Below are 13,504 nucleotides of genomic sequence, written 5' to 3'. Positions count from 1 at the left end.
CTACCGGGGACGGGGTTGCGGGGGCATGATGGTGCGGTGGGCGCCGAACAGGTGCGGACGGACGGCCGCTGCGCTGGCGGCGGCCCTGGCGCTGTCGGGCTGCGCGGTCGGTCCGAACTTCGTGCCGCCCGAGGCGCCTCCGGTCAGCCGCTACACCCGGGAGCCGCTGAAGAACCCGTCCGCCGCCGACAACATCCGCACCCCCCAGGGCGGCTCGGCCGACCAGAGCTTCGTCTCCGGCGCCGACATCCCGGGCCAGTGGTGGACGATGTTCCACTCCAAGGAACTCAACCGGCTGGTCGAGCAGGCGCTCGCCAACAACCCGACGCTCGAGGCCGCGCAGGCCGCGCTCCGGATCGCGCAGCAGAACGTGCTCGCCCAGAAGGGCACGCTCTACCCGAGCCTGACCGCGACCCCGCAGGCGCAGGGCATCCTGGCCCCGGGCCTCGACCTGCAATCGCCGCTCAACAACCAGACCAACTACCTCTACAGCCTCTACACCCCGCAGGCGGTGGTCTCGTACAATCCCGACGTGTTCGGCGGGAACCGGCGGCAGATCGAGTCCCTCGAGGCCACCACCGAGAACCAGCGCTTCCAGCTTGAGGCGGCCTATCTCAGCCTGACCGCCAACGTGGTCGCCGCCGCCATCCAGGAGGCGGCCCTGCGGGCGCAGATCGACGCCACGCGCAAGGTCATCCAGGCGCAGACCGAGGTCCTCCAACTCTACAACAAGCAGCTCTCCCTCGGGCAGATCGCCGGGGCCGACGTGGTCCAGCAGCAGGCCGCGCTCGCCCTGTCGCAGCAATTGCTGCCGCCGCTGGAGAAGCAGCTCGCGCAGCAGCGCAACCTCCTCACCGCGCTCGCCGGGCGGCTGCCCTCCGACGAGGTCCAGGAAACCTTCCAGCTCGCGGCGCTTCGCCTGCCGACCAGGCTGCCGGTGAGCCTGCCTTCCCGCCTCGTGCAGCAGCGCCCCGACGTGAAGGCGGCCGAGGCCCTGGTTCAGCAGGCGAGCGCCAATGTCGGCGTCGCAGTGGCCAACCGCCTGCCGCAGTTCAGCCTGACCGCCACGGGTGGTTCCAGCGCCGTGCGGCTCGCGCAGGTGGCCAATCCGGGGGCGGCGTTCTTCACCATCGTCGGGCAGGCGACGGCGCCGATCTTCGACGCGGGCACGCTGTTCCGGCGCCAGCGCGCGTCCGAGGAATCGCTGACCCAGGCGCAGGCGCAGTACAAGGCAACGGTGATCACCGCCTTCCAGAACGTCGCCGATGCCTTGCGGGCGCTCCAGGCCGACGCCAAGGCGGTGGCCGCCGCCGACGCGGCAGTCAGCGCCACGAACCAGAGCCTGGGGCTGATCCGCAAGCAGTTCACAGCGGGCGCGGTCACCTCGACGCAGGTGCTGATCGCGCAGCAGGGCTACCTCTCGGCGCTGGTAACCTCTGCGGGCGCGCGCGCCACCCAGTATGCCGACACCGCGGCCCTGTTCGTGGCGCTGGGCGGCGGCTGGTGGAACCGCAACGATGTGGCCCCGCCCCCGCCCGAGACGGACCCGCTGAAGTTCCTGTGATACGGCGTCCGGTTGAATAGCTTGGCCGATCAGCCCGCGTTTTCCCCTCCCGGCAGCCTCGATCGATCCTGGGCGCCCCCGGGATCGACTGCGGAGGCGGGCGCACCTCGGGCAGAGGTGCGTGAATCCGGAAGCCCGCAGCGGGTGACGGCGGCGCTCCCCTTCGGAAGCCCGGATGCCCGATGTGGCGCCGTCTACGGCACCACCCCCGGCGTCAGACGTCCATCGCGATGGCGTCCTGCAGCATCTGGTCAGCGGCGCTCATGACCTTGGTGTTGGCGGTGTAGGCCTGCTGCGTCTCGATCATCTTCGAGAACTGGTCCGAGATGCCGGCATTCGACTGTTCCGTCGCGCCGGCGGTCAGGGTCGCGCCGTTCAGGCCGTAGCTCGGCGTCCCAGACTGGCCGTTGGCCACGTAGGTTCCGCCGTCCAGGGAGGTGAGATTGTCCTGCCCCCCGAACTGCGCCAGCGTCATCGAGCCGAGCGCAAGGGTGCTGCCGTCCGCCTTCGTGCCGGTCAGCGTGCCGGCGGGGGATACGGTGAGGCTCGACAGGGTGTTCGTGCCGGTCGGAACCTGGACGGGTGCGGTCGCCGAGGGACCGGCGAACAGGTAATAGCCCGCGCCGTTGACCAGATAGCCGCTCGAATCGGGCGCGAAATCGCCGCGCCGCGTGTAGGCGGTCTCGCCCGTGAAGGTCGGGCTCTGCGGCGTCCCGGTGTTCGACCGGACCACGAAGTAGCCGTTCCCCGAGATGGCGAGGTTGGTGGCCACGCCGGTGGACTGCACCGTGCCCTGGAGGCCGAGGGTATCGCGCGTGCTGGTCGAAACGCCTCCGCCCGACTGGGACTTGGCGGTGGTCTGGGCCAGCATGTCGGCGAAGCTCGTCTCCGTAGTCTTGAACCCCGCCGTCTGGGTGTTGGCGATGTTCCCGGAGATGTTGTTGAGGGCGAAGGACTGCGCCGAGGCGCCGGCCACCGAATTCGACAGCGCGTCGTAGAGGCTCATCGGGGTCTCCATTCGTGAGACCGGCCCGAGGAACCGATCCGACGAATGCCTATAGGCTCACGCTATGGTTAATTGTCCGTGTGTCGCCGCGTGTTGCCGCCGGCGGGGCGCCCCGCTCACGCCCCGATCACACTCAGAACGACCTCCCGCCGGTGCGGCCGGTCGCGGTGCTCGATCAGGTAGATCCCCTGCCACGTGCCGAGCGCCAGCCGGCCCGCGACCAGCGGGATGCTCAAGCCCGAATCGGTGACCAGGGTGCGGATATGGGCCGGCATGTCGTCCGGCCCCTCGGCACCGTGGACGTAGCCGGCGTTGCGCGGGGCGAGGCCGTCCAGTGCGGTCATCAGGTCGGTCCGCACGTCCGGGTCGGCGTTCTCCTGAATGGTGAGCGACGCCGAAGTGTGCCGGCAAAAGACCGTGGCGAGCCCGTCCCGGATCCCGCTCCCGCGCACGAAGTCCGCCACCGCCTCGGTGAAGTCCGTGAATCCCTGCCCGGATGTCGCGATGGTGAGGCGGCCGCTCGCGTGGCGCTCCACCGCGCCGGAAGACAGATGTTCGACCGGACCGACCTTACCCTGCCTCATGGGCTCTCCTCCATCAGCGTCCGGCCCGGCGCGATCTCGCCCTCGCCCCGGGCGAGGATTCGCTCCAGCACGTCGATCCGGTCGGCCTCCGCGGGGGGCTTGTCCCAGCGGATGCGACTGACCCGGGGAAAGCGCATCGCCACGCCGGACTTGTGCCGGGTCGAGCGCTGCACGCCCTCGAAGGCGATCTCCAGGACGAGGCCCGCCTCGGGCCCATACGCGACCTCCCGCACCGGGCCGAACCGCTTGGTGGTGTTGTTGCGCACGTAGCGGTCGAGCTTGGCGAGCTCCGCGTCGGTGAAGCCATGATAGGCCTTGCCCACCGGCACCAGCTCGTCCCCGCCCTCGGGAGACTCCCGCCAGACCCCGAACGTGTAGTCCGAGTAGAACGACGAGCGCTTTCCGTGGCCGCGCTGGGCGTACATCATGACGGCGTCGACCACGTGGGGCTCGCGCTTCCACTTCCACCACGGGCCCTTGGGGCGGCCCGGCAGGTAGGGACTGTTCAGGCGCTTCAGCATCACGCCCTCGATCGCGTCGGCGTCCTCGCCGGCTCCCACGGCAGCCGGATCGGCCCGGGCGGCGGCCAGCGCCTCCCAATCCGCGAAGGGCACCAGGGGCGAGATGTCGACGCGCGCGTGGTCGAGGCGGGTGACGAGGGCCTCCAGCATCTCCCGGCGGGACGCGAAGGGCTGCGCCCGCAGGTCCTCCCCGTCGAGGGTCAGGAGGTCATAGGCCCGCACATGCGCGGGGAATTCCTCCAGGAGCTTGGCCGTCACGGCCTTCCGGTTCAGGCGCTGCTGCAGCACGTTGAAGCTCTGGACCCGGCGCTCGCGCAGGATCAGCAGCTCGCCGTCCAGCGTCCCCGCGAAGGTGATCGCCTCCGCGAGATCCGGGAACGCGCCGGTGATGTCCTCGCCGGTGCGGGAATAGACCTTGGCCACTTGGACGCCGGCCCGGTCGCGGCCGCCGACCAGCTGGACGCGGATGCCGTCCCATTTCCACTCCGCCGAGAACGCCTCCGGCTCCAGCTTGTCGAGATCGGCCTGCTCCTCGATCGGATGCGACAGCATCGGCGGCCGGAACGGGGCCGGGTTCAAGGTCTCGGGCCGCTCGGCCCTGCCCTCGACCCAGGCGAACAGAGTCTCGAACGGGGGCGCGAGCCCGTGCCAGACCTCCTCGACCGCATCCGCCTCGTGACCGCCCAGCGCGCCGACCGCGGTCTTGGCCAGCCGCGCCGAGACGCCGACGCGCAGGTTTCCGGTCACCAGCTTCAGGAGCGCCCAGCGCCCGGTCTCGTCCAGCGCGTCGAGCCACGCGGCGAGGTGGCCGGGCAGATCCTTCTTGGCGGTGGTGCTGAGCGTCTCGACCACCTCGGCGAGGCTCGGGGGCGGCGGGTTGTTGTGGCCGGGACCGACGCGCGCGTCCCCTCCCCCCTCTGCAGGGGAGGGCGGCCCCTGCACCAGCGGGGGTCGGGAGAGGGGCAGCGCGGCGCCGGTTGTTGTGACGCCCGGCGCGACCTCTCCGGATAGGGCGCTCCCCTCTCCCACCCTGCTGCGCAGGGTACCCTCCCCCGCAGAGAGGGGAGGGAAACACGGCGCGGGCCAGATCAGCGCCGTGGTCTCGGCAAGGTCGCCGACGTAGTTGTGCGACAGCCGGAACAGCACGGGGTCGATGCGCTCCTCCACCAGGCCCCGGATCAGGGCCGGTTTGGCCTCGCGGAAGCTCAGCGTGCCGGTCATGGCGCCGAGCGCGTAGCCGCGCTCCGGGTCCGGCGTGCGCGCAAAGAAATCCTGGAGCAGGCGCAGCTTGGCATTGCGGCGCGGCTCGTAGGCCAGGCGGTCGAGGAGATGGGCGAAGTCGTTCACGCGGCCACCTCCGGCGCCGCGGCATCGGCCGGGGCCGGCTCGGCCTCGCCGTCATCGCCGTAGCCGAGCAGGTGGAGGGGCTTGGCCTTGATCCCTTGCGTCCCGCACCAATGGACCAGGGCGTCCTCCTGGCCATGCGTCACCCAGACCTCACGGGCGCCGGTGTCGCGGATGGTGCGGCACAGGTCCGGCCAGTCGGAATGGTCGGAGATGACCAGCGGCAGCTCGACGCCCTTCTGGCGGGCCCGGGCGCGCACCCGCATCCAGCCCGAGGCGAAGCAGGTGACCGGATCGGGGAATTTCCGCGACCACAGATCCTGGATCGACGAGGGCGGGCAGATCACGATGGCGCCGTGCAGGTCCTTGCGCTCGGCGGCCGCGACCTTCGGGGTGTCGCCCAAGGGGATGCCCTCGCGCTTGTACAAATCCGTGAGCTTCTCCATCGCCCCATGCAGGAAGATCGGCCGGTCCCAGCCCTCCTCGCGCAGCAGCGCCATCACCCGCTGCGCCTTGCCGAGCGCGTAGGCGCCGACGATGTGGGCGCGCTCCGGGAACAGCTTGACCGAGTCGATGAGCTTCCGGACCTCGCCGCGGGTGTCGGGATGGGTGAAGACCGGCAGGCCGAAGGTCGCCTCCGTGATGAACACGTCGCAGGGCACCACCTCGAAGGGCAGGCAGGTCGGGTCCGGGGCCCGCTTGTAGTCGCCGGAGACCACCACGCGGACGCCGTCCCGCTCGATGGCGATCTGGGCCGAGCCGAGCACGTGGCCGGCGGGCGCGAAGCGCACGGTGACGTCGCCGATGCGGATCGCCTCGCCGAGACGCGCTTCCTGCCGGTGGCGGCAGAACTCGGCGCCGTAGCGCACCGCCATGATCCGCAGGGTCTCGGGCGTCGCCAGCACGTGGCCGTGGCCGGCGCGGGCGTGGTCGGCATGGCCGTGGGTGATCAGCGCCCGCTCCACCGGCCAGGTCGGATCGACGTGGAAGCGCCCGAGGGGACAATACAGGCCCTCGCGGGTCAGGGTGAGGAGGTCGCTCGCGCGTGTCGGCATCGGGCCCGTGCTGCCGGTGGAGTCCGCCTGTGGCACCGGTATATAGGCGGCCCCGACCCGGCAGACGCATGGCTACGCAGTACAGTTCCGGCGATCTCCTCGCTGACCGCCGCTATCGCTACGCGGAAGCCTGCCTGGCCGACGGCGACCACGCCGGGGCGGCGGACCTCGCCGAGCAGGCCCTGGAGATCGTGCCCCGCTATGCGCCGGCCTGGCTGCTCCTCGGCCGGGCCCGGGAGGGACTGGCCGCGCAGGGCGACGATCCGGCTTTGCGCGAGGCGGCGGCACGGGCCTATGCCTGCGCCCTCGACATCGATCCCGACGATACCCTGGGCGTGCGGGCGCATCTCGTCCGCCTGGGCGAAGGCGGTGGCCTGCCGGCCCTGTCGCCGGCCTATGTCCGCGCCCTGTTCGACGGCTACGCCCCGCGCTTCGAGCGCCACCTCGTCGAGGGCCTCCGCTATGTCGGCCCGCAGCTCGTGTGCGATGCCCTGCCGCCCGAGCCCGCCCAGTTCGGCGCGGCGCTCGACCTCGGCTGCGGCACCGGCCTGATGGGCGCGGCGATCCGCGACCGGGTCGGGCAGCTCGCCGGGGTCGATCTCTCGCCCGGGATGCTGGCGCTGGCCCGGGCGAAATCCCATAACGGCCGGCCTCTGTACGACCGCCTGGCCGAGGGCGACCTCGTGGCGTTCCTGGCGGCCGAGCCCCCGGACTCCGCCGATCTCTGCCTCGCCGCGGACGTGCTGATCTACGTGGCGGATCTCGCCCCCGTGCTGGAGCGGATCGCCTGCGTCCTGCGGCCGCGGGGCGTGGCGGCCTTCACGGTGCAGTCCTATGACGGCGAGGGCGTCCTGCTGGGCACCGACGGGCGCTACGCCCACGCGGATGCCCACATCGAAGCGGCGGCGTCCGGCGCCGGTCTGGAGATCCTGAGCCTGCGCCCCGCCGATGTCCGCCGGGAGGGCGGCCGGCCGGTGCCGGGCCGCGTCGTTATGTTGCGCCGCACTGCGGCATGAAACCGCTTGGCTGTTCGTCCATTGTCAGTCGGCTGCGACGGGCGCGGTCGCTGTATCGGGGATCGGCATGGCGGATTACGACAGCAGGACAGGTGGCAGGGCGCCCGAGCGCAAGCCGGACCCGCCCGCGGACCGGTCCTTCCCGGCGGATCCCCGGACGCGCATCTCCTTCGCCATCGCACTGGCCTTGCTGGCAGGCTGCGCCGATTCCAGCGGCTTCCTCGAATTCTCGCAGCTCTTCATGTCGTTCATGTCGGGCAACACCACGCGCTTCGGCGTGGCGGTGTCCAACGGCGATTGGGAGAATGTCACCCGCGTCGCCAGCACCATCAGCATGTTCTGCTTCGGCGCCTTCCTGGGCACGCTGATCGCGGCCTGGGTCGGCCGCTGGCGGCTGGCTGTTCTGCTGACCCTTCAGGCGCTGCTGCTGGCAGGCGGGCTGATGATGCCCTGGGGCACCTTTGCCTACCCGCTGCACGCCTACCCGATCGTGCTGGCCCTGGGGCTCCAGAACGCGACGCTGCAGGACGAGGGCGGCCGCTCCCTCGCGCTCACCTACGTGACCGGCGCGGTCGTGCGCTTCGGCACGGGGTGCGCCAACCTGCTGCTCGGCACGGTGGCGCCCTCGTTCTGGATCCAGGCGCCGCTCTGGGCCGGCCTCACCACCGGCGCGGTTCTGGGCGGCCTGCTCGACATCCGTTACGGCGAATCCGCCTTCCTGTTCCCCGCCGGCCTCGCGGCGCTCCTGGCTCTCGTGGCGATCGTGCTCACCATCGCCAAGCCCGGCAGCACCTTGGTGGCGGGCTCCTCGCCCGCTCCCGACGCGAGCCCGAAGGCAAAGGTGATCGACGCGATCCATTGAGCGCCGCGGGCCGACTCCGCCGCTGGCGGTGGTGCCTCAGCTCTCGGAATCCCGGTAGCTGCCCCGCCCCTGCTTGATCACGGCGCGGCTCTTCTTGGCGCCGATGCGCCGCTCCTTCGAGCCCTTGGTGGGCTTGGTCGCGCGGCGGATGGGCGGCGGCGGCTTGGCCGCCTCGGTCACGAGATCGACCAGCCGCTGCAGCACATCCGCCCGGTTGCGCTCCTGGGTCCGGTGCCGCTGCCCGGACAGGACCAGGACGCCGTCCTTGGTCAGCCGCCGGCCTGCGAGCTTGTAGAGGTTCGCCTTGACCCGCTCGTCGACCGAGGGCGAGGCGAGGACCGACCAGCGCAGCTGGACCGCGGTCTCGACCTTATTGACGTTCTGCCCGCCCGCCCCCGAGGCGCGCATGAACGACAGCTCGATCTCGTCGTCCTCAATGGCGATCCGCGCGTTCACCCGCAGGGACATGGCGACCTCCGGCAGGCGTCCGAGCCGTGGCCACAGCAGGCATGCCAGACCTCCGCGTCCGGCGCGGGTCCGGCGATCTCGAGGGTGGGCACCGGAGCCACGATCGCCATATCCTCTCCTACCGAGCCGCCGGCCGCACTGGACCGGCGATCCCGGGTTCAGGCGGCCTCGGACGGCGTGCGGGCGCGCAGCGCCAGGGCATGCAGGCCGCGCTTGAAGGCCTCGTCCAGCAGGCCGTTGACCAGCCGGTGCCGCTCCACGCGGCTCCGGCCCTCGAAAGCTGCCGCGACGATGTCGAGCCGGTAATGGGTCTCCCCCCCCGGCCGCGCACCGGCATGGCCCGCATGCAGGTGCGATTCGTCGATCACGTCGAGACGCGCCGGCGCGAGTTCCGCGCGCAGCCGCGCCTCCATCCAGTCCCGAAGGGTGCCGCCCTCGCCCGTCCCGTCAGCCATCGCGCCCTCGCCTCCCGTCACCGGCATCCGTCAAGCCCGATCCCGCGCATGCGTCATCAGGCCCGGTGCCCTTGTGTCTCAGGTTTGCCCCCTCATAATCGGCCCGTCATGGATCTCAACTCGCGGCTGTTCGACAGCATCCGGATCAAACCGTCCTGCGACGAGCCGAAGCCCGCGGCCGAGGCCGTGTGCGAGAGTCCCGGCTGCACGCGTCCGGGCCCGCACCGGGCGCCGAAGGGCCGGAAGGCCGAGGGCCAGTATTGGCGCTTCTGCATCGATCACGTCCGCGCCTACAACGCGAGCTATAATTATTTCGACGGCATGAACGACGCGGCCGTGCAGGCCTACCAGAAGGACGCGATCATCGGGCACCGCCCGACCTGGGCCATGGGGGTGAATCCGGCCGGCCAGGGCAAGCCGGCGAACGAACCGGCCCGGGACTGGGCCTATGTCGACCCGCTGGGTATCTTGCGCGGCGCCGGCGTCGGAGATTCACGACGTCGCGCTCGCCAGCCGGAGCCGGAGCAGCCCCGCCGCACGGCCACGGTACGCCGCGCCCTCGACGTGATGGGACTTGAAGAGTCGGCAGACGGCCCCGCCATCAAGGCGCAGTACAAGGCGCTGGTGAAGCGCTTCCACCCCGATGCCAACGGCGGCGACCGCTCGTTCGAGGAGCGGCTGCGCGACATCATCCGCGCCCACGATGTGCTGCGCGCCGCCGGTCTCTGCTGAACGGCACGAACGATGCACACCAGTCCGACCGTAGAATAGGGCAAACCGGGCGGTGCCACCCTATATGTGGCAGACGCCGATCGGTGGCGCCCTGGCGCGCCGCCGTTTAAGGATGGGGCCGCCCTGCCGCGGATGCCCGGCTCGACGTTCTTCCGCGCGGAAGCTTCAGTCTTTCGGGATGGAGTTTCCGCGTCTCACGAGGTTCCGAATGCTCTCTGACGACACGCCCGCCGCGCTGCCCGACCGCACCGTTTCCGTCCGCGAGGTCTTCGGCATCGATCTCGACCTGAAGGTTCCGGCCTATGCCGAGCCCGAGGAGCACGTACCCGATCTCGATCCCGACTACATCTTCGACCGGGAGACGACGCTGGCCATCCTGGCCGGCTTCGCGCGCAACCGCCGTGTGATGGTCACCGGCTATCATGGCACCGGCAAGTCGACGCATATCGAGCAGGTCGCCGCCCGGTTGAACTGGCCCTGCGTGCGGATCAACCTCGACAGCCACGTCTCGCGCATCGATCTCGTCGGCAAGGACGCGATCGTCCTGCAGGACGGCAAGCAGATCACCGCCTTCCAGGACGGCATCCTGCCCTGGGCACTGCAGAACAACGTCGCGCTGGTGTTCGACGAATACGATGCCGGCCGCCCGGACGTGATGTTCGTGATCCAGCGCGTTCTGGAGCTGTCGGGCCGCCTGACGCTCCTCGACCAGAAGCGGGTGATCCGCCCGCACCCGGCCTTCCGGCTCTTCGCAACTGCGAACACCGTAGGTCTCGGCGACACGTCGGGCCTCTATCACGGCACCCAGCAGATCAACCAGGGCCAGATGGACCGCTGGTCGATCGTGACCACGCTGAACTACCTGCCGCACGACCGCGAGGTCGACATCGTGCTCTCGAAGGCGGTTCACTACCGCAGCGACCAGGGCCGGGACATCGTCAACCGGATGGTGCGCGTGGCGGACCTGACCCGCAACGCGTTCATGAACGGCGACCTCTCCACCGTCATGAGCCCGCGCACGGTGATCACCTGGGCCGAGAACGCCGACATCTTCAAGGATGTCGGGTTCGCCTTCCGGGTGACCTTCCTGAACAAGTGCGACGAGCTGGAGCGCACCCTGGTGGCCGAGTTCTACCAGCGCGCCTTCGGCAAGGAGCTGCCCGAGAGCGCGCTGAACGTCGCCCTGAGCTGAACCGCATGGAGGACGCGATGGCGCATCCGGCCCCGACGCGCGAGGACGCCCCGGCGGCTCCGCATGCCGGGAGCCGGACACGCTACGCGGACGATCTCTACACCTGGGTTCAGGAGCAGGTGGCGCTGCTCCGCGCCGGCCGGGTGGATGCGCTCGACCTCGGCAACATCGCCGAGGAGCTGAGCGACGTGGGTTCGGAGCAATACGACAAGCTCGACAGCGCGCTGGAGGGGGTGCTGGCACACGCCCTCAAATGGGATCACCAGCCCGAGCGGCGCAGCCGGAGCGGGTCTCTGACCATCGCCGAGCAGAGGGGGCGGGTTGCCAGGCAGCTTCGCAAGAACCCGGGCCTCAGGTCGCGCATCGCGGAGGCCAGCACCGAAGGTTTCCGGGTTGGTCAACTCCGTGCCGCTCGCGAGATGAAACGCCCGCCAAAATCATTGCCCGCGGAGTGTCCCGACAGCTGGGACGACATCCTGAACCGCCCCTTCGAGTTCGAGGCCGACCGGTAGACCCCGCATGTCCATCTCCAACCGCAAGCCCGGCGAGCGTCGCGAATCCGTGGCCGAGCCCCTGAAGCGCTCGGTGGCCGGGTGCCTGCGTGCCATCGCCCGCCGGCCCGAGGTCGAGGTGACCTACGCCACCGACCGGCCGGCGCTCACCGGCGACAAGGCCCGGCTCCCCGAGCCGCCGCGCAAGCTCTCGGCGCAGGATGTCGCGGTGCTGCGCGGCAATGCCGACGCCATGGCGTTGCGGCTCGGCTGCCACGACGTCGCGGTGCATCGCCGGCTCGCCCCCGAGAACGCCGCCGCCCGCGCCGTCTACGACGCGGTGGAGCAGGCCCGGGTCGAGGCGATCGGCTCCCGCCGGATGGCGGGCGTCGCCAGCAATATCACGGCGATGCTGGAGGACCGCTACCACCGGGGCGGCAAGTACGAGACCATCACCGACCGGGCCGACGCCCCCATGGAGGACGCCGTCGCCCTGATGGTGCGCGAGCGGCTCACCGGTCAGCAGCCGCCCCAGGCGGCGGCCAAGATCGTGGAGCTGTGGCGCGAGCACATCGAGGCCAAGGCCGGCCCGAACCTCGACGGCCTGATCGGCTCGATCGAGGACCAGCGGAAATTCGCCCGCTCGGTGCGCGAGCTCCTGACCTCCCTCGACATGTCGGACGAGACGCCGTTCGACGCCGAAGACGACGAGAACGACGACGAGAACGACGCCCAGGACGACGAGCAGAACCCGAGCGAGGGCGACTCCGAGGAGAAGAGCCAGGGCGACCGCGCCGAGATCGAGACTTCCGAGGAAGCCTCCGACGAGATCGAGGAAGGCGCGCAGGAATCCGCCGACGCCCCGTCGGGTGAATTGCCGGAGGAGGCCGAGGACGCGGAATCGGAGGAGGCCTCAGAGGCGTCGCGCCCGCCGCAGCGGCAGAGTAACGAGGCGCGGGGCCCCGAGTACCGGGTGTTCAATCCCCGGTTCGACGAGGTCATCCACGCCGAGGAGCTATGCGACGCGGACGAGCTGTCGCGGCTGCGCAGCTACCTCGACAAGCAGCTCTCGCACCTGCAGGGCGTCGTCGGGCGCCTCGCCAACCGCCTCCAGAGGCGGCTGCTGGCGCAGCAGAACCGTGCCTGGGACTTCGACCTGGAAGAGGGCCAGCTCGACCCGGCGCGGCTGGTCCGCGTTGTGATCGATCCCTACCAGCCCCTCTCCTTCAAGCAGGAGAAGGACACCAATTTCCGCGACACCGTGGTCACCCTGCTGCTCGACAATTCCGGCTCGATGCGCGGCCGGCCGATCACCGTGGCGGCGACCTGCGCCGACATCCTGGCGCGGACGCTGGAGCGTTGCGGCGTCAAGGTCGAGATCCTGGGGTTCACCACCCGGGCCTGGAAGGGCGGCCAGAGTCGCGAGGCCTGGCTCGCGGCCGGCAAGCCGCCGAACCCGGGCCGCCTGAACGACTTGCGCCACATCGTCTACAAGTCCGCGGACGCCCCCTGGCGCCGGGCACGCAAGAACCTCGGGCTGATGATGCGCGAGGGGCTTCTCAAGGAGAATATCGACGGTGAGGCCCTGGACTGGGCGCACAAGCGCCTGCTCGGGCGGCCCGAGCAGCGCAAGATCCTGATGGTGATATCCGACGGCGCCCCGGTCGATGATTCGACCCTGTCGGTCAACGCCGGCAACTATCTGGAGCGGCACCTGCGCTGGATGATCGAGGAGATCGAGACGCGCTCGCCGGTGGAACTCCTGGCCATCGGCATCGGCCACGATGTGACCCGCTACTACCGCCGCGCCGTGACCATCATCGACGCCGAGGAACTCGGCGGCGCCATGACCGAGAAGCTCGCCGAGCTGTTCGAGGAGCACGACGCCCCGGCGCCCACGGGACGGATTCTGCGCGCGGCCGGCGGGCGGCGCTGAGGGCCGGTTCGCCGCCGTGACGCACTGCGCGTTTCGCGGCGGAGGGGCCTGCGCCGTCTAGGTTAGCGCAGCCAGGGCGCCTGAGGTCGAGGCGGCCGGCAGGACTCGGTCACCGGACCTGAACCTGCCGAAGGCCAACCGCGTCGCGCGCCAGCCCCACCGCCTTCATGACCGCATCCAGACGATCGCGCTGACCGCCGCGGGTCAGGCGCTGCGCGACTCGGCCAAGGGGCGTATCTCCGGGCTGAAAGCGGAGAGGCGGCGCGATCTGAGGCCCG

At 70.6% G+C, this 13,504-nt stretch carries 13 protein-coding genes; 7 read left to right on the top strand and 6 right to left on the bottom strand.

The genetic code is table 11. The features are described from left to right. The first annotated feature begins 28 nt into the window (after window positions 1-28). Window positions 29-1,564 (top strand): efflux transporter outer membrane subunit, encoded by a 1,536-nt coding sequence (locus tag Q8W67_RS00250; protein WP_370693793.1) that lies wholly within the window; start codon window positions 29-31, stop codon window positions 1,562-1,564. A 214-nt stretch (window positions 1,565-1,778) separates the two neighbouring features. On the opposite strand, the gene Q8W67_RS00245 is transcribed toward Q8W67_RS00250, so the two are convergent. The 4 genes from Q8W67_RS00245 to Q8W67_RS00230 form a co-directional block, all read right to left on the bottom strand. Continuing rightward, window positions 1,779-2,570, bottom strand: a complete 792-nt coding sequence (locus tag Q8W67_RS00245) for a flagellar hook basal-body protein (RefSeq protein WP_305539045.1) — start codon at window positions 2,568-2,570, stop codon at window positions 1,779-1,781. Window positions 2,571-2,686: 116 nt separating this feature from the next. Beyond that, window positions 2,687-3,154, bottom strand: a complete 468-nt coding sequence (locus Q8W67_RS00240) for a secondary thiamine-phosphate synthase enzyme YjbQ (RefSeq protein WP_305539043.1) — start codon at window positions 3,152-3,154, stop codon at window positions 2,687-2,689. After that, window positions 3,151-5,022: a cisplatin damage response ATP-dependent DNA ligase gene (locus Q8W67_RS00235; RefSeq protein WP_305539042.1), complete on the bottom strand. Its 1,872-nt coding sequence runs from the start codon at window positions 5,020-5,022 to the stop codon at window positions 3,151-3,153. The genes Q8W67_RS00240 and Q8W67_RS00235 overlap by 4 nt, the downstream gene beginning before the upstream one ends. After that, complete coding sequence (locus Q8W67_RS00230; RefSeq protein ID WP_305539041.1) at window positions 5,019-6,074, bottom strand: ligase-associated DNA damage response exonuclease; 1,056 nt, start codon at window positions 6,072-6,074, stop codon at window positions 5,019-5,021. The genes Q8W67_RS00235 and Q8W67_RS00230 overlap by 4 nt, the downstream gene beginning before the upstream one ends. A 68-nt stretch (window positions 6,075-6,142) precedes the next feature. Between Q8W67_RS00230 and Q8W67_RS00225 the strand changes: the two genes are divergently transcribed. Together Q8W67_RS00225 and Q8W67_RS00220 are read left to right on the top strand one after the other, a co-directional pair. Further along, window positions 6,143-7,090 (top strand): class I SAM-dependent methyltransferase, encoded by a 948-nt coding sequence (locus Q8W67_RS00225; RefSeq protein WP_305539039.1) that lies wholly within the window; start codon window positions 6,143-6,145, stop codon window positions 7,088-7,090. 67 nt (window positions 7,091-7,157) lie between these two features. Further along, a complete protein-coding gene (locus Q8W67_RS00220; protein ID WP_305539037.1) occupies window positions 7,158-7,952 on the top strand; it encodes a YoaK family protein in 795 nt (264 codons plus the stop codon). A 36-nt stretch (window positions 7,953-7,988) separates the two neighbouring features. Here the strand turns inward: Q8W67_RS00220 and arfB are convergent, their stop codons facing one another. Both arfB and Q8W67_RS00210 read right to left on the bottom strand, forming a co-directional pair. Further along, window positions 7,989-8,420, bottom strand: a complete 432-nt coding sequence (arfB, locus tag Q8W67_RS00215; protein WP_305539035.1) for an alternative ribosome rescue aminoacyl-tRNA hydrolase ArfB — start codon at window positions 8,418-8,420, stop codon at window positions 7,989-7,991. A 158-nt stretch (window positions 8,421-8,578) separates the two neighbouring features. Beyond that, the gene (locus Q8W67_RS00210; RefSeq protein ID WP_305539033.1) at window positions 8,579-8,875 is read right to left on the bottom strand and encodes a BolA family transcriptional regulator; all 297 of its coding nucleotides are present in this window, start codon (window positions 8,873-8,875) and stop codon (window positions 8,579-8,581) included. 108 nt (window positions 8,876-8,983) lie between these two features. On the opposite strand from Q8W67_RS00210, the gene Q8W67_RS00205 reads away from it, so the two are divergent. The 4 genes from Q8W67_RS00205 (at window position 8,984) to cobT (ending at window position 13,226) form a co-directional block, all read left to right on the top strand. After that, window positions 8,984-9,607, top strand: a complete 624-nt coding sequence (locus Q8W67_RS00205) for a J domain-containing protein (RefSeq protein ID WP_305539031.1) — start codon at window positions 8,984-8,986, stop codon at window positions 9,605-9,607. Window positions 9,608-9,815: 208 nt separating this feature from the next. Next, window positions 9,816-10,799 carry a cobaltochelatase subunit CobS gene (gene cobS, locus Q8W67_RS00200; RefSeq protein ID WP_305539029.1) on the top strand — a complete coding sequence of 328 codons (984 nt, stop codon included), beginning with the start codon at window positions 9,816-9,818 and terminating at the stop codon, window positions 10,797-10,799. Between the two features lie 17 nt (window positions 10,800-10,816). Beyond that, on the top strand, window positions 10,817-11,311 hold the full coding sequence (locus Q8W67_RS00195; protein WP_305539027.1) for a DUF29 domain-containing protein: 495 nt from the start codon (window positions 10,817-10,819) through the stop codon (window positions 11,309-11,311). A gap of 7 nt (window positions 11,312-11,318) precedes the next feature. Beyond that, window positions 11,319-13,226: a cobaltochelatase subunit CobT gene (gene cobT, locus Q8W67_RS00190; RefSeq protein ID WP_305539024.1), complete on the top strand. Its 1,908-nt coding sequence runs from the start codon at window positions 11,319-11,321 to the stop codon at window positions 13,224-13,226. The last annotated feature ends 278 nt before the right edge of the window (window positions 13,227-13,504 follow it).

It is taken from the genome of Methylobacterium sp. NEAU K, from assembly GCF_030700285.1.
In the GTDB taxonomy this organism is placed as follows: domain Bacteria; phylum Pseudomonadota; class Alphaproteobacteria; order Rhizobiales; family Beijerinckiaceae; genus Methylobacterium.
Note: the sequence above shows the minus strand (reverse complement) of the source record. Positions and strands in the feature narration are given on the sequence as shown.